Annotated in this window: 21 protein-coding genes; 10 read left to right on the top strand and 11 right to left on the bottom strand. The window is 71.3% G+C overall.

What is annotated here, in order from left to right; translation table 11 throughout:
- Positions 1 to 3: 3 nt before the first annotated feature.
- From PHZ_RS04940 to PHZ_RS04950, 3 genes are all read right to left on the bottom strand, one after another.
- On the bottom strand, positions 4 to 1,179 hold the full coding sequence (locus PHZ_RS04940) for a vWA domain-containing protein (RefSeq protein WP_012521466.1): 1,176 nt from the start codon (positions 1,177 to 1,179) through the stop codon (positions 4 to 6).
- 84 nt (positions 1,180 to 1,263) lie between these two features.
- The gene (locus PHZ_RS04945; RefSeq protein WP_012521467.1) at positions 1,264 to 1,785 is read right to left on the bottom strand and encodes a recombinase family protein; all 522 of its coding nucleotides are present in this window, start codon (positions 1,783 to 1,785) and stop codon (positions 1,264 to 1,266) included.
- A gap of 119 nt (positions 1,786 to 1,904) precedes the next feature.
- Positions 1,905 to 2,477, bottom strand: a complete 573-nt coding sequence (locus PHZ_RS04950; protein WP_012521468.1) for a GNAT family N-acetyltransferase — start codon at positions 2,475 to 2,477, stop codon at positions 1,905 to 1,907.
- Positions 2,478 to 2,508: 31 nt separating this feature from the next.
- Here PHZ_RS04950 and PHZ_RS04955 point away from each other — a divergent pair, with 31 nt between their 5' ends.
- On the top strand, positions 2,509 to 3,435 hold the full coding sequence (locus tag PHZ_RS04955; RefSeq protein WP_012521469.1) for a histone deacetylase family protein: 927 nt from the start codon (positions 2,509 to 2,511) through the stop codon (positions 3,433 to 3,435).
- A gap of 46 nt (positions 3,436 to 3,481) precedes the next feature.
- Positions 3,482 to 4,111, top strand: a complete 630-nt coding sequence (locus PHZ_RS04960; protein ID WP_012521470.1) for a histidine phosphatase family protein — start codon at positions 3,482 to 3,484, stop codon at positions 4,109 to 4,111.
- A 25-nt stretch (positions 4,112 to 4,136) separates the two neighbouring features.
- Here PHZ_RS04960 and PHZ_RS04965 read toward each other — a convergent pair whose 3' ends face one another.
- On the bottom strand, positions 4,137 to 5,531 hold the full coding sequence (locus PHZ_RS04965) for an alkaline phosphatase PhoX (RefSeq protein WP_012521471.1): 1,395 nt from the start codon (positions 5,529 to 5,531) through the stop codon (positions 4,137 to 4,139).
- Positions 5,532 to 5,674: 143 nt separating this feature from the next.
- On the opposite strand from PHZ_RS04965, the gene PHZ_RS04970 reads away from it, so the two are divergent.
- From PHZ_RS04970 to dxs, 3 genes are read left to right on the top strand one after another with little or no spacing between them, the layout of a single operon-like run.
- Positions 5,675 to 5,917 carry an exodeoxyribonuclease VII small subunit gene (locus PHZ_RS04970; RefSeq protein ID WP_012521472.1) on the top strand — a complete coding sequence of 81 codons (243 nt, stop codon included), beginning with the start codon at positions 5,675 to 5,677 and terminating at the stop codon, positions 5,915 to 5,917.
- Positions 5,917 to 6,795: a polyprenyl synthetase family protein gene (locus tag PHZ_RS04975; protein ID WP_012521473.1), complete on the top strand. Its 879-nt coding sequence runs from the start codon at positions 5,917 to 5,919 to the stop codon at positions 6,793 to 6,795. The genes PHZ_RS04970 and PHZ_RS04975 overlap by 1 nt, the downstream gene beginning before the upstream one ends.
- Positions 6,796 to 6,821: 26 nt before the next feature.
- Positions 6,822 to 8,738 (top strand): 1-deoxy-D-xylulose-5-phosphate synthase, encoded by a 1,917-nt coding sequence (gene dxs, locus PHZ_RS04980; RefSeq protein ID WP_012521474.1) that lies wholly within the window; start codon positions 6,822 to 6,824, stop codon positions 8,736 to 8,738.
- Positions 8,739 to 8,747: 9 nt separating this feature from the next.
- On the opposite strand, the gene PHZ_RS04985 is transcribed toward dxs, so the two are convergent.
- Genes PHZ_RS04985 through flgF form a run of 5 tightly spaced genes read right to left on the bottom strand, consistent with a single transcriptional unit; the run spans position 8,748 to position 12,337 of the window.
- Positions 8,748 to 9,218 (bottom strand): hypothetical protein, encoded by a 471-nt coding sequence (locus tag PHZ_RS04985; RefSeq protein ID WP_041373200.1) that lies wholly within the window; start codon positions 9,216 to 9,218, stop codon positions 8,748 to 8,750.
- A gap of 55 nt (positions 9,219 to 9,273) precedes the next feature.
- The gene (gene flgH / locus PHZ_RS04990; RefSeq protein WP_041373911.1) at positions 9,274 to 10,017 is read right to left on the bottom strand and encodes a flagellar basal body L-ring protein FlgH; all 744 of its coding nucleotides are present in this window, start codon (positions 10,015 to 10,017) and stop codon (positions 9,274 to 9,276) included.
- A gap of 17 nt (positions 10,018 to 10,034) precedes the next feature.
- Positions 10,035 to 10,793 (bottom strand): flagellar basal body P-ring formation chaperone FlgA, encoded by a 759-nt coding sequence (gene flgA, locus PHZ_RS04995; RefSeq protein WP_012521476.1) that lies wholly within the window; start codon positions 10,791 to 10,793, stop codon positions 10,035 to 10,037.
- A gap of 3 nt (positions 10,794 to 10,796) precedes the next feature.
- Positions 10,797 to 11,585, bottom strand: a complete 789-nt coding sequence (gene flgG, locus PHZ_RS05000) for a flagellar basal-body rod protein FlgG (protein ID WP_012521477.1) — start codon at positions 11,583 to 11,585, stop codon at positions 10,797 to 10,799.
- Positions 11,586 to 11,599: 14 nt separating this feature from the next.
- Entirely contained in the window at positions 11,600 to 12,337 is a 738-nt protein-coding gene (flgF, locus tag PHZ_RS05005; protein WP_012521478.1) for a flagellar basal-body rod protein FlgF, read from the bottom strand.
- 219 nt (positions 12,338 to 12,556) lie between these two features.
- Between flgF and PHZ_RS05010 the strand changes: the two genes are divergently transcribed.
- From PHZ_RS05010 to PHZ_RS05030, 5 genes are all read left to right on the top strand, one after another.
- A complete protein-coding gene (locus PHZ_RS05010) occupies positions 12,557 to 13,162 on the top strand; it encodes a flagellar basal body-associated FliL family protein (protein ID WP_012521479.1) in 606 nt (201 codons plus the stop codon).
- 62 nt (positions 13,163 to 13,224) lie between these two features.
- Positions 13,225 to 14,271 (top strand): flagellar motor switch protein FliM, encoded by a 1,047-nt coding sequence (gene fliM / locus PHZ_RS05015; RefSeq protein ID WP_086004025.1) that lies wholly within the window; start codon positions 13,225 to 13,227, stop codon positions 14,269 to 14,271.
- Positions 14,268 to 14,834 (top strand): DUF6468 domain-containing protein, encoded by a 567-nt coding sequence (locus tag PHZ_RS05020; RefSeq protein ID WP_012521481.1) that lies wholly within the window; start codon positions 14,268 to 14,270, stop codon positions 14,832 to 14,834. Before fliM ends, PHZ_RS05020 begins: the two co-directional genes overlap by 4 nt.
- A gap of 5 nt (positions 14,835 to 14,839) precedes the next feature.
- The gene (locus PHZ_RS05025) at positions 14,840 to 15,652 is read left to right on the top strand and encodes a MotE family protein (RefSeq protein WP_012521482.1); all 813 of its coding nucleotides are present in this window, start codon (positions 14,840 to 14,842) and stop codon (positions 15,650 to 15,652) included.
- Positions 15,653 to 15,656: 4 nt separating this feature from the next.
- Positions 15,657 to 18,605, top strand: a complete 2,949-nt coding sequence (locus PHZ_RS05030) for a tetratricopeptide repeat protein (RefSeq protein WP_012521483.1) — start codon at positions 15,657 to 15,659, stop codon at positions 18,603 to 18,605.
- A 27-nt stretch (positions 18,606 to 18,632) separates the two neighbouring features.
- Here PHZ_RS05030 and fliP read toward each other — a convergent pair whose 3' ends face one another.
- Together fliP and PHZ_RS05040 are read right to left on the bottom strand one after the other, a co-directional pair.
- Positions 18,633 to 19,433, bottom strand: coding sequence for a flagellar type III secretion system pore protein FliP (gene fliP, locus PHZ_RS05035; RefSeq protein WP_041373205.1), 801 nt, complete (start codon positions 19,431 to 19,433; stop codon positions 18,633 to 18,635).
- On the bottom strand, positions 19,433 to 19,705 hold the full coding sequence (locus PHZ_RS05040; RefSeq protein WP_012521485.1) for a flagellar biosynthetic protein FliO: 273 nt from the start codon (positions 19,703 to 19,705) through the stop codon (positions 19,433 to 19,435). The genes fliP and PHZ_RS05040 overlap by 1 nt, the downstream gene beginning before the upstream one ends.
- Positions 19,706 to 19,763 lie beyond the last annotated feature (58 nt).

Consider the following 19,763-nt stretch of genomic DNA (forward strand, 5'->3'; position numbering starts at 1 on the left):
AAACTAGCGGGCGAGCTCCTTCATCGCCTTCTCCAGCCCCTCGATGGTGAGGGGGAACATCCGGTCGTTCATCAGCTGTTTGATGACTCCGATCGAGGGCGTGTAGTCCCAGTGCCGCTCGGCGGTGGGGTTCAGCCACACAGCGTGCTCGTAGATCTGGGTGACCCGGTCCAGCCAGACCGCGCCGGCCTCCTCGTTCCAGTGCTCCACCGAGCCGCCCGGATAGGTGATCTCGTACGGGCTCATGGTGGCGTCGCCCACGAAGATGACCTTGTAGTCGTGGGGGAACTTGTGGAGCACGTCCCAGGTCGGGATCTTCTCGGCGTGGCGGCGGCGGTTGTCCTTCCACACGGCCTCGTAGAGGCAGTTGTGGAAGTAGTAGAACTCCATGTTCTTGAACTCGGACCGCGCGGCGCTGAACAGCTCCTCGCAGACCTTGATGTGGGAATCCATCGAGCCGCCGATGTCGAAGAAGATCAGGACGCTGATCTTGTTGCGGCGCTCGGGGCGCATGTGGATGTCGAGGTAGCCCTTCTCGGCGGTCCCCTTGATGGTGCCGTCCAGGTCCAGCTCGTCGGGCGCGCCGTCGCGGACCCATTTGCGCAGGCGGCGCAGGGCCACCTTGATGTTGCGGGTGCCGAGCTCGACCTGGTCGTCCAGGTTCTTGTACTCGCGCTTGTCCCAGACCTTCACCGCCTTGCCGTGCCGGCCCTTGTCCTGGCCGATCCGCACGCCTTCGGGGTTGTAGCCGTTGGCGCCGAACGGCGAGGTGCCGCCGGTGCCGATCATCTTGTTGCCGCCCTCGTGGCGCTCCTTCTGCTCGCGGATGCGCTCGGCCAGGGCCTCCATCAGCTTGTCGAAGCCGCCCATGGCCTCGATCTGGGCCTTCTCCTCCTCGGTGAGGAACTTCTCGGAGATCTTGCGCAGCCACTCGGCGGGGATGTCGGCGGCGATCCCGTCGTCCAGCTTCTCCAGCCCCTTGAAGACGTGGCCGAACACCTGGTCGAACTTGTCGAGGTTCTTCTCGTCCTTCACCAGCGCGGCGCGGGACAGGTAGTAGAAGTCGTCCACCTTGCGGTCGATGACGCCCTTGTCGAGCCCCTCCATCAGCGCGAGGTACTCTTTCAGCGTCACCGGCACCTTGGCGTCGCGCAGCTCGGTGAAGAAGCGCATGAACATCGGGGGCGGGCCCTCAAGGCGAACAATCGTTTGAACGCGAAGGATGGGGCCGCGGGTCCGCGATGTCCAGCGTCGCGCCGGCCTCTAGGCCCGCGCCTCGGACTCCATCTCGCGCAGCTTGCGCCAGACGGTCATGCGCGAAACGCCCAGGCGCCGGGCGATCTCCACCGGGCCCACGCCGGCGCGCCGCAGGGCGCGGATCTCGTGGGCCTCGGCGCCCGATCGGCGGCGGCGCGCGCCGTTGGTCGGCTCCAGCTGTCCAACCGCCTCGAGGACGGCGCGCAGGGCGCGGCCGCCGTCGCCCTCGGTGCTGAGGTCGGCGTCCGACACGTAGAGGCTCGCGCCGCGCGCCTGGAGGCGTGCGACGACGTCGAGCAACTGGCGGCTGGTGGTCGCCAGGTGTTCGAGGCGGGTGACGATGAGCTGGTCGCCCTCGGCGATGAAGTCGAGGATGGCGGCGAGCACCGGCGCCGGAGCCCCGTCGACATAGGCCTCCTCGGTGCGGATGACCTGGCAGCCGAGCCTCTCGAGCTCGGCGAGCTGCTGCTCGAGATGCTCGTCGCCCAGCTGCTCGTCGCCCAGTCGCGCGTAGCCGATCTTGAGCATCCCCGACGAAGCTCCCCGAGACTCCTGCACCGAAGGTGGAAGATTCCCAGAAGCCGCGGCCGGAGTGAACCCGTTGCGACGTTAAATCTCAGCAACAATCGATAGGTCGGTTAGTTGATTTAGGCCGAATTATGTTCGCCGACCATTGATCTTGGCGAAATTGCAGCGCCGCGCTCGGCCCGACGTCTAAGGATGAACTCGGAATCCACAGTTCGCCCAACGACGAATCCATAGCCGCCGACCTTTTCGAACCCGTGGCGGGCGTAGAATCTCTGGGCGCCGTGGTTCTCGGACCAGACGCCGATCCAGATGTCCCGCGGGCCGTCGGCCTCGAGCCAGTCCATGACCGTCGCGAACAGCCGTCCGCCCAGGCCGCCGCCCTGCCAGCCGTTCAGAAGATAGATCCGCTTCAGCTCGCCGCAGGCCGGCGTCACTTCGGGGTGTGGCAGGCCGCATGGCCCGGCCAGCGCATAGCCCACCGCCTGTCCGCCGGCTTCGACCAGCCACGCGGCCTTGGCGGGATCGGCGAGGTCGGCGCGGGTGCGCTCCAGCCCGTACGCCTCGGCGAGGAACGCCTGCAGGTCCTCGGGCGGATAGAGGTGGCCGAAGGTGTCGGCGAAGGTGCGCGCGCCCAGCGCCGACAGCGTCTCGGCGTCGCCAGGCCCGGCGCGGCGGATCACGGGATCAGTCATCGGCCCCCCGAAAGTGCGATATGATGGATATATGGATGTCGCGCTCTACACCCACCACGACATGTTCGACCACCGGCCGGGCGAAGGCCACCCGGAGCGGCCCGAGCGCCTGCGGGCGGTGATCGACGCGCTGAACGACGCCACCGACCTCGACCTTGCGCCGAACGAGGCCCCCGTCGTCGAGGAGGCCGACCTGCTGCGCGTGCACGACCGCGCCTACCTGGACTCGATCTTCCGGATCGTTCCGGCCCACGACGTCCACGAGCTCGACGCCGACACCTACATGTCCGCCGGCAGCCTGCTGGCCGCCCGCCGCGCCGCGGCCGCGGTGGTGAAGGCGGTGCGCGACGTCGCGGCCGGCGAGGCCGAGCGGGCGTTCTGCGCCGTCCGGCCGCCCGGCCACCATGCCGAGCCGGCCACGCCCATGGGCTTCTGCATCTTCTCGAACGTCGCCGTCGCCGCCCGCGCGGCCCAGGCGGCGGGCCTGCCCCGCGTCGCGGTGGTGGACTTCGACATCCACCACGGCAACGGCACCCAGGCGGCGTTCAAGGGCAAGCCCGGGCTGTTCCTGGCCTCGATCCAGCAGTGGCCGATGTGGCCTGGCACCGGGCATCCGTCCGAGAACATCCCCGGCAATATCGCCAACGCCATCTCGCCGCCGGGCGCCTCGGCCGAATCGTGGCGGCGCGCCTTCGAGGGTCTGATGGAGGAACTGGACGCCTTCGCGCCCGACCTCATCCTGGTCTCGGCCGGATTCGACGCCCACCGGCGCGATCCCATCGGCGGCGCGGGCCAGAGCCTGGAGGAGCAGGACTTCGCCTGGGCCACGCGGGCCATCGTGTCGGTCGCCAACGCGCGCGCGAAGGGTCGGGTTGTGTCCTCGCTCGAGGGCGGCTACGACCTCGAAGCTCTGGCTCGCTCGGCGGTCGCGCACGTGAGGGCCCTGGCGGACGGGTAAAGGGCGTAGCGCGCGTGGGCGCCATCGGCATAGGCTCGCGGGTCTGATGGACAAGGTCCTGACCACCCCGCCCCAGGCGACGCCGGCGGCCGTCCGGCACGGCGCCATCATCCTCGCGCGGCATGGCGAGCCGGCGCTGTCGCGCAAGGTGCGGCTGAACGCGGCCGAGTACCGCGAGTTCTGGGCGAATTACGAGATCCTAGGCATCCTGCCGGGACAGACGCCGCCGCGGGCGCTGATGGCCTTCGTCGAACGCTGCGGAGCGCTGGTGTCGTCCACGCGGCTGCGGTCGATCGAGAGCGCCCAGGCGCTGGCCCGGGACCGCGAGTTCCACCGGCACGAGATGCTCATCGAGGCGCCGCTGCCGCCGCCGAACCTGCCCAGGTGGATCCGGCTCTCGCCGTCGCTGTGGGGCTTCCTGGCCCGGGTCTGGTGGTGGTTCTTCGACCACCACGAGGGCCAGGAGACGCGCACCCAGGCCGAGGAGCGGGCCGACCGCGCCGCCGCGATGCTGATCGGGCTGGCGGCCGGCGGCGAGGACGTGGTGGTCCTGGCCCACGGCTTCTTCAACTTCATGATCGGCCGCTCGCTCCGCAAGCTCGGCTGGCGGCTCGTGGAGAGCGAGGGCTACAAGTACTGGTCGATGCGCCGGTTCGAACGGGCGCCGAGGCCCTGACCTTGCAGGGGCGGAGGCCCGCGACCTAGGCCCTGAGGTCCTTCCAGGGGCCGGTGATCGCCAGGGTCGTCCCCGGCGAATAGAGGTTCACGAACAGCGTCGAGCCGTCCGGCGAGAAGCACACCCCGGCCAGTTCGGTGTTCACCGGCTGCGGCAGGCGCGGCGGCCTGGCGTTGCGGCCGAAGGTGTAGACCCGGCCCTCGGGCGTGACGGCCCTGAGCTGGTTGCGGCCCAGCCCCTTGTCCTCGCAGACGAACAGGTGGCCCCAGGGCGCGACGGCCAGGTTGTCGGCCATGCTCATCACCGAGGCGTCCTGCGGCTCGACGAAGAGCTGCAGGCGGCCCGGCCGGTCGGCCTCGCCGGGCTGGCCCTCGGCCGGGCTCGGGACGTAGCGCAGGATGTGGCCCAGCTTCTCGCGGCCCGCGCTGGTGCAGGCGACGAACAGCTCGCCGTCGCCGAAGAACAGGCCCTCGCCTCGGGCGAATGGGGCCGCGCCCTTCTCCTGCCCGCGCTTGCGCAGGTCGTCGTTCGGGTTCTCGACCTCGTCGACATCGACCCAGACGACCTCGCGCCAGTCGCCCTGCGCCCACCAGGCCTCGTCCCAGTTGCGGGGATCGCCGCCGCCCTTGAAGCCCAGGGCCTGCAGCCGCCCGCCGGCCAGCAGGCGCGCGCGGTCGTTGGGCAGGTAGCGGTAGATCAGGCCGTCGCCGATATCCTCGGTGAGATAGACGACGCCGGTGCGGGGATCGGTGGCGGTCGCCTCGTGGCGGAACCGGCCCATCGCCTTGATCGGCTGCGGGTCCACGAGCACGCGGGCGGCGGACGGCACCTCGAACACCCAGCCGTGGTCCTTCGCGCCCTGGCTGCCCGCTTTTTGGACCGTCTCTTCGCAGGTGAGCCAGGAGCCCTCGGGCGTGACCCCGCCCGCGCAGTTCAGCATGGTCCCGGCGAGGCTGAGGTGGTGCGAGACGAGGCGGCCCTCGCGCACGTCCCAGACGAGGGTCGTGGTCCCGCCGGCGAACGGCCGATCGCCGATGCGGTCGAAGACGCGGGCCGGATCGATGCGGCCCGCCAGCGCTCCGTCGCGGCCGAACGCCGAGCGCTCCAGGTCGGCGGGATAGACTTCGTGGTTGCGGACCAGGGCGACCCGGCCCTCGCCGGCCGGGAAGGCGCCCATGCCGTCCATGCGGCCGGGGGTGAGCAGTCCGTCGTCCATCGGCTGGCCGAACTCGGAGACCACCTTGTAGGAGAAGCCCGGGGGCAGGTCGAAGACGCCGGCCGGGTCCGGGACGAGGTCGCCGTAGCCGATGGCCTCGCCGCGGGAGGCCTCTGGCGTTCCCTGGGCGAAGGCGTGCGACAGACCCGCGAAGGCGACGGAGGTGGCGGCGAAGCCGAGGAAACGGCGGCGGGAAACGGACATGATCGGATTGCACCCCCTGACGTCGCCGGGCTATCCGCCCAGGATTGCAGCCTGATGACGGAGTCGCGGCCGCCCGCCTGCCTTAGCGGGTGGACCGGGCCCGGCGCCAGTTCTAGGTTCGTCGCAGCCTTCCGAGGGGACCCATGTCCGAGCCCGCCGACATCGCCGCCATGACCTTCGAGCAGGCGCTCGCCGAGCTGGAGCAGATCGTCGCCCGTCTGGAGTCGGGCCAGGCGCCGCTGGAGGATTCCATCCGCATGTACGAGCGCGGCGCGGCCCTGAAGGCCCACTGCGAGACGCGGCTCGAGGCCGCCCGGCTGCGGGTCGAGAAGATCGTCATGGGGGCCGGCGGCGCGCCCGCCAGCGAACCCGCCGAGTTCGGCTGATGGATCTGTCGCGGCGCGTGGCCGAGGCCGCCGACCTGGTGACGGTGGCCCTCGACGAGCTCCTGCCCCGGGGGGAGGGGCCGGAAAGCCGCCTGACGGAGGCCATGCGCTACGCGGCCCTGGGGCCCGGCAAGCGCCTGCGCACCTTCTTCGCCCTGGAGACCGGGCGGATGTTCGACCTGGACGACCGGCCGGTGCTGCGCTCGGCCTGCGCGCTGGAATGCATCCACGCCTACAGCCTGGTCCACGACGACCTGCCGTGCATGGACGACGACGATGTCCGCCGCGGCCGGCCCACGGTGCACAAGGCCTACGACGAGGCGACCGCGGTGCTGGCGGGCGACGCGCTGCAGACCGCCGCCTTCGAGATCCTGGCCCATCCCGACACCCATCCCGACGGCGGGATCCGCGCCGAGCTGGTGGCGCGGCTGGCCCACGCGTCCGGCGCCCGCGGCATGGCGGGCGGTCAGATGATCGACATCCTGGGCGTGCGCGAGGACCTGGGCGGCGTCGCGCGGATGCAGCGGCTGAAGACCGGCGCGCTGATCGCCTGCGCCTTCGAGCTGCCGCTGGTGCTGGCCCGGGCGATGGACGGCGAGCGGCACGCCCTGATGAACTTCGCCCATGACCTGGGCCTCGCCTATCAGATCGTCGACGACCTGCTCGATGCCGAGGGCGACGAGGCGGCCATGGGCAAGGCGGCGCGCAAGGACGTCGAGAAGGGCAAGGCCAATTTCGTCACCCTGCTGGGCGTGGACGCCGCCCGCGAGCGCCTGGGGGTGCTCGCCGGCCAGACCAAGGCGCACCTGGATCCATTCGGCCGCCGGGCCGATTTCCTGCGGGCCAGCGTCGATTTCGTGTTAGAGCGCCGGCAGTAGCCGCAACCGCCCCCAAAGCGTTTCCTATGCCCCCTGTCACGCCCCTGCTCGACACGGTTTCCTCGCCCGCGGACACGCGCGGCCTCTCGATCGCCCAGCTGCGCCAGCTGGCCGACGAGGTGCGTGCCGAGACCATCGACGCCGTCTCGCAGACCGGCGGGCACCTCGGCGCGGGCCTCGGCGTGGTCGAGCTGACCGTCGCGCTGCATCACGTTTACGAGACTCCCAAGGACATCCTGATCTGGGACGTCGGCCACCAGGCCTATCCCCACAAGATCCTTACCGGCAGGCGCGACCGGATCCGCACGCTCCGCCAGGGGGGCGGCCTGTCGGGCTTCACCAAGCGGGCCGAGAGCGACTACGACCCGTTCGGCGCGGCGCACGCCGCCACCTCGATCTCGGCGGCGCTCGGCTTCTGCGCCGCCCGCGACCGCGAGGGCCGCGACAACAAGGTGGTGGCCGTCATCGGCGACGGCTCGATGAGCGCGGGCATGGCCTACGAGGCGATGAACAACGCCTACGAGACCACCAAGCAGCTCACCGTCATCCTGAACGACAACGACATGTCCATCGCGCCCCCAGTGGGCGGGATGAGCGCCTACATGGCCCGGCTGGTGTCGGGCGGCGGCTACCAGTCGCTGCGCAACCTGGGCAAGGCCGTCAGCCGCGCCTTCCCGCGCCCGCTGCAGGAGGCCGCGCGCAAGGCCGAGGAATACGCCCGCGGCATGGTGACGGGCGGCACGTTCTTCGAGGAGCTCGGCTTCTACTACGTGGGCCCGATCGACGGACACGACATGGACGCCCTGGTCCACGTCCTGCAGAACGCCCGCAAGATCGACGACAAGCCCGTGCTGGTCCACGTGGTGACCCAGAAGGGCAAGGGCTACGCCCCCGCCGAGAAGGCCGCCGACAAGTACCACGGCGTGGTCAAGTTCGACGTGGTCACCGGCGCCCAGGCCAAGTCCCAGGCCGCCGCCCCCAGCTACACCAAGGTGTTCGCCCAGGAGCTGGTCAAGCACGCCGAGCGCGACGAGCGGGTGGTGGCGATCACCGCCGCCATGCCCTCGGGCACCGGGCTCGACCTGTTCGGCCAGCGCTTCCCGGAGCGCACCTTCGACGTGGGCATCGCCGAGCAGCATGCCGTGACCTTCGCCGCCGGCCTGGCCGCCGACGGCATGAAGCCCTTCGCGGCGATCTATTCCACCTTCCTGCAGCGCGGCTACGACCAGGTGGTCCACGACGTGGCGATCCAGTCGCTGCCGGTGCGCTTCGCCATCGACCGGGCGGGCCTCGTGGGCGCCGACGGGCCGACCCATGCCGGCTCGTTCGACGTGGGCTTCATGGGCCAGCTTCCGGGCATGGTGGTGATGGGGCCGGCCGACGAGGCCGAGCTCGCCCGCGCCATCGCCACCGCCGTGGCCATCGACGACCGCCCGTCGGCCTTCCGCTACCCGCGCGGCGAGGGGGTGGGCGTCGAGATCCCGGCCCTGGCCGACCCGCTGGAGATCGGCCGCGGCCGCATCGTGCGCGAGGGCACGGCCGTGGCCATCCTGTCGTTCGGCACCCGCCTGGGCGAGAGCCTGAAGGCCGCCGACATGCTGGCCGCCCGTGGGCTGTCGGCGACGGTGGCCGACGCGCGCTTCGCCAAGCCGCTCGACGTCGACCTGCTGCTGCGGCTGGCCCGCGAGCACGAGGCGCTGATCACGGTCGAGGAGGGTGCGGTCGGCGGTTTCGGCGGGTTCGTGCTGCACGCCCTGGCCGAGCACGGCGCGCTGGACCGCGGCCTGAAGATCCGCACCCTGACCCTGCCCGACATCTTCCAGGACCAGGACAAGCCCGAGGCGATGTACGCCCAGGCCGGTCTCGATGCGGAGGGGATCGTGCGCGCCGCGCTGGCGGCGCTCGGGATCGACAACGCCTCGGTCAAGGGACGCCGCGCCTAGGACCGGACGCTAGGCGGCCCGGCAGCTCTCCACGAACCGCCGCCCGACCGCCGGCGCGGCCGGCAGGTGGGTGCGTCGCCCGCCGATCCCCACGGTCAGCGGCTCGCCCGCGGCGAAGCTCCGCAAGGCCGGATCGTCGGCGCCGGTCGTCGCCTCGACGATGAAGCCGTCCGTGATCATGTTGGGCTCTGCGACCGCCGGGTGGCGGGTAGAGGCCTCCCCGGCCTTCAGGATGAGCGTCGGCCGCTCGCGCCGCTCCAGCGCGACCAGGCTGACCAGCACCTGGCCCGAACGCGGCTGGCAGGCCAGCATCAGGACCACGTTGTCGGTGCCCTCCTGGCCGAACGCCAGCTTGGCCTCGTCGGGGCTTTCGGTGAGGCCCCAGCTCATCTCTGGCCCCACCGCCAGCGGCGTGACCGGGTGGGCGCAGGCCCCCAGGACCAGGGCGGTGAGCAGGCTGAAAAGACTACGGCGACGCATGACGCTCCCTCTGAGAGGTTAACGCCAGCGCCGCCGCATTGATCCCGATTAGCTTTTAGAAAGGCGAGAAGCGCTCGATCAGCGACTGGCCCGCCGGCGTCTTCTGCACGCGGCTGATGTCGCCGCGGCCGCCGTAGCTGATGCGGGCCTCGGCGATCTGGGTGTGGCGGATGGTGTTGGACGCCGAGATGTCCTCGGGCCGCACGATGCCCGCCACGGTCAGCTGGCGGATGTCGGTGTTGGTGCGTACCTCCTGGGTGCCCTGGATGGTCATGTTGCCGTTCGGCAGCACGCCGGTGACCACCGCCGCGATGGTCAGGCTGATCTTCTCGGCCCGGTTCACCGCGCCCGCGCCGGTGTTGGAAGTCTTCGAGCCGACGTCGACGGCGTTCGCTGGGTCGAACTCGCCGGGCAGGATGCGGCCCAGGCTGGATTCCAGGCCCAGCAGGTGCGGGAAGCCCATGGTGGTCCCCGACGAACGCGAGCTGGTCGTCGAGTTGATGGTCTTGGCGCTGTCGTCGATGTCGATCTGGACGGTCAGGATGTCGCCGACGCGGCCGGCGCGCTGGTCGACGAAGAACGCCCGGGCCCCCGCGCGCCACAGCGAGTTGGCGCTGGCCGGATGGGGCAGGGGCTCGCGGGCCGAGGCCAGCGGCAGCACGTTCTGTTCCCGCGGCACCAGGGCGGCCGGATAGCCCACCGGGGCCAGCTCGGGGCCGCGCACGGCCTCGGTCACGGTCGAGCAGGCGGCGAGGGAGGCGCCCAGCAGCAGGGGGGCGGCGATGGCGGTCAGACGGATACGCATGGGGGCTTCCTTCAACGGAGCGCGACGCGGGTGGTGCGGTTCAGCTTCATGTGGCCGGCGGCGGGGCCCACGGCCGCCTGGCCGGGACCGGTCACCACCGCCTGGACGATCTTCTTCGACGAGGGGTTCTGGACGTTGATGGTCTCGCCGGCCGCCCCGCCGCTCAGCGCCTTGGCCTGCAGGGACAGGGAGATGCCGTCGGCGTCGAAGGTCAGGGTGACGATCTCTCCGGCCTTCACGACCTCCAGGGCGGCGATGTCCCGGCCGGCGACGGCGGCGCCTTCGCGCAGGGGCCGGCGGGCGGCCATGCCGATGACGGCGTCGGGATCGCTGGGGGCGTCGGCCGGCGCGGCGGCCGCCTTGCCCCAGACGAGGTCGGCGGGCTGGATCACCTCGCCCGCCGCGATGCTGCGCGCCCAGGTGAGCACCTCGACGTTGCCGCGCGCGGCCGGGGCTGGCGCGGAGGCGGCCGGCTGGCCGCCGCGCACGACGATCTGGCGCAGGCCCTGGGCGTTGGCCCAGTCCAGCCCGGCGCGCCGGGCGACGCCCTGGACCGCCAAGGCGTTCAGCATCACGTGCGTGCCGGCCCGGACCGCCACGGGGGTCTTGGCCGCCGCGCCCGCCCCGTCGAACAGGTCGCCCAGCGTGACGATCCCGTCGGCGTCGGTCACCTCGGCCTTCAACGTGACCGGCTGGCCCGCGAGGGCGGGGCCGGCGAGCGCGAAGGCGGCGAGTGCCAAGGCGGCGGGGGCGGCGATCAGGGTCCGCATCGCTTAGGCCTTCACCTGGTTGGCGGTGGCCAGCATGTTGTCGGCGGTCGAGATGACCTTGGAGTTCATCTCGTAGGCCCGCTGGGCGACGATCAGGGCGGTGATTTCGGCCACCGCGTCGACGTTCGAGGCTTCGGTGTAGCCCTGGATCAGCTCGCCGACGCCGTTCTCGCCGGGAATGCCGTTGGTCGGCGGGCCCGAGGCGGCGGTTTCCTTGAACAGGTTCGAGCCCTGGGCCTGAAGGCCTCCCTCGTTGAGGAACGTGGCGAGCTCGAGCTGGCCGACGATCGTCGGCGCCGTCTGGCCGGCCTGGGTGACCTGGACCTGGCCGCTCTTGGAGATGGCCACGTCCACAGCGTCCTGCGGGATCGTGATCCCCGGCTCGATGGGATAGCCGTCCTGGGTGACGAGCTGGCCCTGGTCGTTGACCGACAGGTTGCCGGCGCGGGTGTAGGCCGTCTCGCCGGACGGCAGCAGCACCTGGAAGAAGCCGCGGCCGTCGATCGCCATGTCCAGCTTGTTCTCGGTGCGGGTGAGGGTGCCCTGGGTGGCGATGCGGTAGACGCTGCCGGCCTTCACGCCCGCGCCGACCTGCACGCCGGTGGGGACGATCGTGCCCTGGTCCGAGGACTGCACCCCGGCCGCCTCGAAGGTCTGGTAGAGCAGGTCCTGGAACTCGGCGCGCTGACGCTTGAACGCCACCGTGTTCATGTTGGCGATGTTGTTCGAGATGACCTCGACGTTGAGCTGCTGGGCGGCCATGCCCGTGGCGGCTGTGCGGAGCGCCTGCATCGGTCGCTACTCCCTTACTGGACCTTCCCCAGGCGCTCGACGGATCGGCGCGAGAGGTCGGCTTCGGAATCGATCATTCGGTTGGTGCGCTCGTAGGCCCGGCTCACCTCGACCATGCGGGTGATCTCCAGGATCGCCTGGACGTTGGAGCCCTCGAGCATCCCCTGGCGCAGGCGGGCCTCGGCGGCGGGCTGCGGCAGCAGGTTGGCGGTGTTGCGGTACTGGTTGTCCCCGGTCTTCTCGAGCGCGGCCAGGGTCTCGAAGGTGAACATGCCGATCTTGCCGATCCGCTCGGCGCCCTGGCTGACCACTCCGTCGGCGCTGACCGACACCTGGCCCTTCTCGGGGTCGATGACGATCTCGCCGCCGCCCTCGTCCATCACCGGCGAGCCGTTCTGGGCCACCAGCCGGCCGATCTCGTCGGTGCGGAAGCGTCCGTCGCGGGTGAAGCGCTCGCCGTCCGGGCCCTGCAGGCGGAAGAAGCCCTGGCCCTCGATGGCGAAGTCCAGTTCGCCGTCGGTGCGCCGCAGGGCGCCCTGGCCGAAGTCGCGGGCGACGCCGTCGGCGGTGACGAACTTCACGGGCTTGGGCCCGCCCAGCGTCATGGCCGGCGCGCGCGCGTCGGTCTTCTGCATGAGCGATTCGACCTTGAAGCCGGTGGTGTCGAGGTTGGCGATGTTGTTCGCGATGATCTCCATCTCGCGACGGAGCACCATCTGCTGCGACAGTCCGACGTAGAGGGCGTTGTCCATCTTAACGGGCGGGCCTTGGCGAACGACTTTCCTGCCCCGCTCGCTGCAAGCTTCGGGCCAATCCAAAAAGCCAAGGAATTCCAGCAACTAATAAAGTTAACAGGCGCCGGGCGGCGGAAAATGCCGGGCATCCTTCGCCGCCGTTAAGGAGCGTTAAAAACCGCTTCTTAACCAAACGGGGCCATGCGTGGACGGGCTAGGATTCTAAGGAACGCGCGCGTGGCCAAGGAGAAGGTCAAGGAGGCGCCGGAGGGCGAGACTCCCGCCGAGGGCGAGGAGGGCGAAGCTCCGCCGGCCAAGAAGAAGCTTCCGCTGAAGCTCCTGATCATCGGCGGCGTCGCGGCCGTGCTGGTGCTCGGCGGCGGCGGCGGAGCCGCGTTCTTCCTCCTCAAGCCCAAGCCCGACGCCGCGGCCGAGCACGGCGGCGAGGCCAAGGCCAAGAAGAAGGACAAGAAGGGCAAGGAGGAGAAGGGCAAGGAAGGCGAGGGCGGCGGCGCCCAGGTCCGCGAAGGCCCCGACGGGGTGGTGTTCTACACCATGCCCGACGTCGTGGTGAATATGCAGACCGCCGACGGACGGCCGACCTTCCTGAAGCTCAAGCTCACGCTCGAGCTCCCCGACCACGAGGCGGTGGAGACCCTCGATCCGAACATGCCGAGGCTGCAGGACATGTTCCAGAGCTTCCTGCGCGAGCTGCGGCCCGAGGACCTCGCCGGCAGCCAGGGCAGCTACCAGCTGCGGATGGAGATCCTGCGCCGGGTCAACCTGGTGATCGCCCCGTCCAAGGCCAACGCCGTCCTCATCGAGGAGATGCTCATCAACTAGGGCCGCAAGGCCCCGGCTGAGATCCGGATCCCATGAGCGAAGACACCGAAGCCACTTCCACGATGGACGACGCCGGCGCCGGCGCCTGGGCCGAGCCCAAAGGCGGCGGCGACGGCATGGTCGGCTCCGAGCGCATCCTGAACCAGGACGAGATCGACAGCCTGCTGGGCTTCGACCTCTCGGACGACGAGGTTTCGGAACGCACCGGCATCCGCGCGATCATCAACTCGGCGCTGGTCTCGTACGAGCGCCTTCCGATGCTGGAGATCGTCTTCGACCGCCTCGTGCGGTTGATGACCACCTCGCTGCGGAACTTCACCTCGGACAACGTCGAGGTGAGCCTCGACAACATCTCCTCGATCCGCTTCGGCGACTACCTCAACTCGATCCCGCTGCCGGCCATCCTGTCGGTGTTCCGCGCCGAGGAGCTGAACAACTACGGTCTGCTGACGGTCGATTCGAACCTGATCTACTCGATCGTCGACGTGCTGCTGGGCGGCCGCCGCGGCACCGCGGCCATGCGTATCGAGGGCCGGCCCTACACCACCATCGAGCGGGTGCTGGTCCAGCGGATGGTCGAGGTCGTCCTGGCCGACGCGCGCGAGGCGTTCGAGCCGCTGACGCCGGTCAGCTTCACCCTGGACCGCCTGGAGACCAATCCGCGCTTCGCCGCCATCGCCCGGCCGGCCAACGCCGCCATCCTGGTGAAGCTGCGGATCGACATGGAGGACCGCGGCGGGCGCATCGAGCTGTTGCTGCCCTACGCCACGCTCGAGCCCATCCGGAAGATGCTGCTGCAGCAGTTCATGGGCGAGAAGTTCGGCCGCGACAACATCTGGGAAAGCCACCTGGCCACCGAGCTGTGGACCACCAACATGGAGGTCCGCGCCGTGCTCGACGAGCAGCAGGTCAGCCTGCAGAAGGTGCTCGACCTGAAGGTCGGCGACACCCTGATGCTGAACGCCACCCCGGACAGCCTGATCGAGCTGCGCGCCGGGGCGATCCCGCTCACCCGCGGCCGCATGGGCCGCCGCAACCACCACATCGCCGTCAGGGTCGAGGCGCCGCTGTCGCCGCACGCCCGCAAAGCCGTCACGAGGATCGCATGAGCGCCATCGGCCTGATCATGAACCTGGTCCTGGCGGGCCTGCTTGTCGCCGCCCTGGGCCTCGGGATGCGTCTGAACCGCCGCCTCAAGGCGCTGCGCGACAGCCACGACGGCTTCGCCACCGCCGTCGCCGAGCTGAACGCCGCCGCCGAACGGGCCGAGCAGGGCCTGGCCGACCTGCGCGCGGCCACCGACGAGGCGACCGACGCCCTGGCCGACCGCATCGAGAAGGGCCGGGCCCTGGCCGCCAAGCTGGAGCGGCTGATCGCCCAGGCGCCCGCCCAGGCGCCGGGGCGCGCCCGCCCGTCCGTCGAGGCCGGGTCCGAGATCGAACCCGACCGCGACGCCGAGCGCAGGCTGGGCGCCCTGCTGGCCGCCGCCCGCGAGGCCCGCGCCAAGCCCGAGCGGCTGGTGCGCCGCGAGCCGCTGGCCGCTCCCCTGGCGGCTCCCCTGGCCGCTCCCCTGGCCGCCCCCCGTCCTGCGGCCAGCCCCGCGGCGAATCTCGACGACGACCTCTTCGAGGACGCGCCGCTGACCCTGACCAGCTTCGGAGCCCGCCGGTGAAGTCCATGCCCCGCATCCTGCCGCTGGTGGGCGTCGCCGCCGGCGGGGTTCTGGCGATCAACGCCCTGTCCGGCGCCAAGGACCTCCCGAGCCTCGTCTCGGGCGCCCGCGCGTTCGCCGAGGAGGCCGTGAAGGGCGCTCCGCCGGCCAAGGGCGGGAAGGCCGCCAAGGACGAGGCCGCCGACGCCGCGACAGGCGAGGCGAAGGACGCCGCCGCCCTGCCCGCGCCGGCCATCGCGCCCAAGCCGGTCTGCGCGCCTACCGCCGCCGAGCTCGCCAAGCAGGCCGGCCTGTCGCCCGCCGAGCTGCAGGTGCTGCAGAGCCTGGGCGAACGCCGGGGCGTGCTGGACCAGCGCGAGAACGACCTCAACACCCAGCTCGCCCTGATGGCCGCCGCCGAGGCCAAGCTGGACGCCAAGATCAAGGCGCTGAACGGCCTCAAGGGCGAGGTCCAGGGGCTGCTCACCGAGGCCGACAACAAGGAAGCCGCCGAGATCGACCGCCTGGTGAAGGTGTTCGAGGGCATGAAAGCCAAGGACGCCGCGCCGCGCTTCACCGCCCTCGACGACTCGGTCCGGCTGCCGATCGCCGCCAAGATGAAGGAGCGGGCGCTCTCGGCGATCATCGCCCAGATGCCGGCCGCCGAGGCCAAGAAGCTGACCGAGGGCCTCGCCAAGCGCTTCACCGACGCCCAGGCCGCCGCGGCCAAGGCGCAGGCGCTTGCCCAGAACAGCGCCCAGCCGGCGGCTCCGCCCGCCAAGGCGGCGCCGGCGCCCCGCGCGCCCGCCGCCGCGACGCCGCCGCCGAAAGCCGGCTGACCCGATGAGCCTGCGCCGCGCCCTGCGTTCCGGCGTCGCCGCCGCCTGCATCGCAGGCGTGGCGGCGCCTGCGGGCGTGGCTGCGCCGGCGGCCACGGCGGTGGCGAACGGGCCGCTCGACGTGCGGGTGGCCCAGGCCGAGGCCTTCTCGCGGCTGGAGTTCCACTGGAAGGGCGGGGCCAGCGTCTCGTCGCGGCGCGAGGGCCAAGTCCTCGTCCTGACCTTCAGCCGCGACGCCGACCCGGACATCTCGCGGCTGCGCACCTCGCCGCCGCGCTGGATCAAGACCGCCGAGAAACGGCGGGTCGGCGGGCGCCTGCAGCTGGCGATCACCCTGGCCGACGACGCCGACGCCAAGGTCGGCGCCGCCGACGGCGCCCACTACGTCAACGTCTTCGAGAAGCCCCCGGCGCCGGACGCCCAATCCGCCGAGGTGGCCCAGGTCGAGCCCGAGCCCCAGCGTCCGAACCCCCTGCCGCCCGGCGGGATCGTGAAGATGGACGTCAAGGTCGCCGCCGGCCAGGCGCAGCTGTCCTTCACCTGGGCCAATCCGGCGGGCGCGGCGGTCTTCCGCCGGGGCGGCGCGGTCTGGGTGGTGTTCGACGCGCCCGCCAGCCTCGACGTCTCGGATGCGCCCAAGGGGCTGAAGCAGGTGACGGGCGTGCGCGCTTTCAAGGGCGCCGACCACGCGGCCCTGCGCATCGACGCGCCGAAGGACATCCCGGTCTTCGCCACCGCCGTCGGCAACACCTGGACGATCGCCTTCGGCCCCGGACCGCAGTCCCAGCCCGGAATCGTCCGCCTGGGCCGCGAGCCGGCCGGCGGGCCGCCCGTCGTCAAGGCGCCGGTCGCCGGCGCCACGCGCGTGGTGCGGATCGCCGATCCGGTGGTCGGCGACGCCCTGACCGTGGTGACCGCCCTCGGCCCCGCCAAGGGCCTGCCCAGCCGGCGCGACTACGTCGAGATGGCGCTGCTGCCGTCGGTCCAGGGCCTGGCCGTGGAGTCCTTCATCGAGGACCTGTCAGTGGCCCGCGACGGCGACATCGTCCGCATCGGCAGCGCCCAGGGGCTGACCCTGTCGCCCGCCTGGGCGATCCGCGACAAGGTCCAGGCCGAGCTCGGGGCGCCCAAGCCCGCCGCCATGCCGGCGCTGATCTCCGAGGAGTGGGCGAAGACCGGGGAGGGCGGCTTCCTCGAACGCTACAGCGCCCTGCTGTCCGCCGCCGCGGCCGAGGGCGGCAACAAGGAGCGCGGGGCGCCGGTGTCGGCCCGGATGGCCTTCGCCCGCTTCCTGGTGGGCTCGGAGCTGTCGTTCGAGGCGATCGGCGTCCTGAACGCCATCGCGCGCGAGCATCCCGAGATGCTCGACGATCCCGAATTCCGCGGCCTGCGCGGCGTCGCCCGGGTGCTGGCCCGGCGCTACAAGGAGGCCGAAGCGGACCTGTCCACCCCCGCACTCACCGGCGACCCCTCCAGCGCCATGTGGCGCTCGTACGTCGCCAGCCAGCTGGCCCATTGGCCGGACGCGCGGGCACAGTTCGGCCGGGGCGCGGAATCGTTCGCCCTGTTCTCGCCCAAGTGGAAGGCGCGCTTCGCCAGGGCCGAGGCCCAGGCCTCGCTCGCCCAGGGCGACCTCGTGGGCGCCGAGGCGCGCATCCGCCTCGCGCTGCAGGAGAAGGCCGGCTCGGTCGAGGAGCTGCACAGCCGGCTGGTCCAGGCCCGCATCATCGAGCTTCAGGGCGCCAAGGATCGCGCCCTGCGCATCTACGCCGCCATCGCCCGGGCCCCGGTGGATTCGATCTCGGCGCCGGCGGTGCTGCGCGCCACCCAGATCCGGCTCGAGACCGGCAAGCTCACCCCGCTGCAGGCGGCCACCGTCTTCGACGGCCTGCGCTACCGCTGGCGGGGCGACGCCACCGAGCTCGAGACCATCCGCGCGCTGGGCAACCTCTACCTCGACCAGGGCCGCTACCGCGAGGCGCTGGAGGCGCTGCGGACCGCGGGCGGGCGCCTGCCCGACCTGCCCGAGGCGCTGCAGCTCCAGGCCGACCTTTCGGCCGCCTTCCGGGCCCTGTTCCTCGACGGCATGGCCGATGGGCTCGAGCCGGTGCAGGCCCTGGCGCTGTTCTACGACTTCAAGGATCTGACCCCGATCGGCGCGGACGGCGACCTGATGGTCCGGCGGCTGGTGCGCCGCCTGGTGGACGTCGACCTGCTGCCCCAGGCCGCCGAGCTCCTGAAGTACCAGGCCGAGAACCGCCTCGACGGCGTGCCGCGCGCCCAGGTCTCCACGGACCTGGCCCTGATCTACCTGATGGACCGCAAGCCCGAGGCCGCCCTGCAGGCGATCAACGCCTCGCGCACCACCGTCCTGCCGACCGCGCTCAACACCGAGCGCCGCCAGATCGAGGCCCGGGCCTGGGCGGCGCTGGGCCGCTTCGAGAGCGCCCTCGAGATCATCGAGCGCGACCAGTCGCGCGAGGCGCAGGAGCTGCGCGCCGAGATCACCTGGAAACAGAAGAACTGGACCGCCGCCGGCCCCCTGTTCGAGAAGTCGCTGGGCGAGCGCTGGAAGAAGCCCGAGCCGCTCACCGCCGAGGAGGAGGGCAAGCTGCTCCGCGCCGGCGTCGCCTACAGCCTGGCCGGCGACGAGGCGGCGCTCGCGAGGCTGGAGCGCCAGTACGCCGGCTTCTACGAGAAGGCCAACAATCCCGAGGCGCTCAAGATCGCGCTGTCCGGCGCGCCGTCGGGCCGCCTCAGCGTCGCCGACTTCGGCCGGGTCAGCGCCGACAACGAGGCGTTCGCCGGCTGGGTCGCCCGCATGAAGGACCGCTTCAAGGCCAAGCCCTCGCCCACCGGCAAGCCGCCCGCGGGCAAGGCGTCCACCGACAAGCCCGCCCCCAAGCCCGTTCCTGGGCCCGCCGCGCCCGCGGCCAAGGCCGCCGCCAGCTAGGGCGACGCCGCCGCCCGGCCGCGCGGGTTAGCCGGCGCCGCTTCCCCGCTGGAAGCTCTCGACCAGGCTGCCGGCCACCAGCCGCCAGCCGTCCACCAGCACGAAGAAGATCAGCTTGAAGGGCAGGCTCACCGTCACCGGCGGCAGCATCATCATGCCCATGCTCATCAGCACGCTGGCGACCACCAGGTCGATCACCAGGAACGGGATGAACAGCAGGAAGCCGATCTCGAAGGCGCGCTTCAGCTCCGAGATCATGAAGGCCGGCGTGACCACCCGCAGGGGCGTGTCCTCCATGGTCGCCGGCCGGGGGATACGCGACAGGCGCACGAACAGGGCCAGGTCCTCCGGGTCCACCTGGGAGAGCATGAAGGTCTTCACCGGCGCGCCCGCCGCATCGAAGGCCTGCGGAAGCTCGATCTGCTGGTCGAGCAGCGGCTTCACGCCCTCCTGGTACGAGCGCTCGAAGGTGGGGCCCATGACGATGGCGGTCAGGAACAGGGCCAGCGAGATGATCACCGCGTTGGGCGGGCTCTGCTGAACGCCCAGGGCGGTCCGCAGCAGCGACAGCACGACCACGATCCGCACGAACGAGGTGGTCATGATCACGATCGAGGGGGCCAGCGACAGGACCGTCAGCAGGCCGACCAGCTGGACCACCCGTTCGGTCAGGCCCGCCCCGGTGCCGAGGTCGATGTTCAGCGCCTGGGCCGCCGCGGCGGCGGGGAAGAACAGGGCGGCGAAGGTGGCCACGGCGGCCAGCATGGCCGCCTTGCGCCAGTCCTCGGCCGACAGGGCGCAGGTCGAGCGGTAGAGCTCTCGCAGCATCAGCGGCCGTCCGTCTTCGCATCGCCCAGGAGGCGGCCTTCGCCCAGCAGCAGCAGCCGCTCGCGCCCGTCGCAATCCACGATCACGAGCCGGCGCGCGGGATCCAGCACCAGGGTCTCGACGATCTTGAGCCGGCGCTCCTTGCGCTGGACGTGGCCGAACCGGGCCAGGGCCTCGGGCCCGTAGCGCCGCAGCGCCACGGCGGCCAGGCCTATCAGCCCCAGGGTGATCGCGAGCGCGAAGAAGGCTCGAAGGAGGGAGGTGAGATCCATGGGCGCTTCTGCGGCGGAGGTCCTTTGTCGCCCCAATCGCGCCTGAGTCTCTTAAGAG

Origin of the sequence: Phenylobacterium zucineum HLK1 (genome assembly GCF_000017265.1) — a bacterium.
Taxonomy (GTDB): Bacteria; Pseudomonadota; Alphaproteobacteria; order Caulobacterales; family Caulobacteraceae; genus Phenylobacterium; species Phenylobacterium zucineum.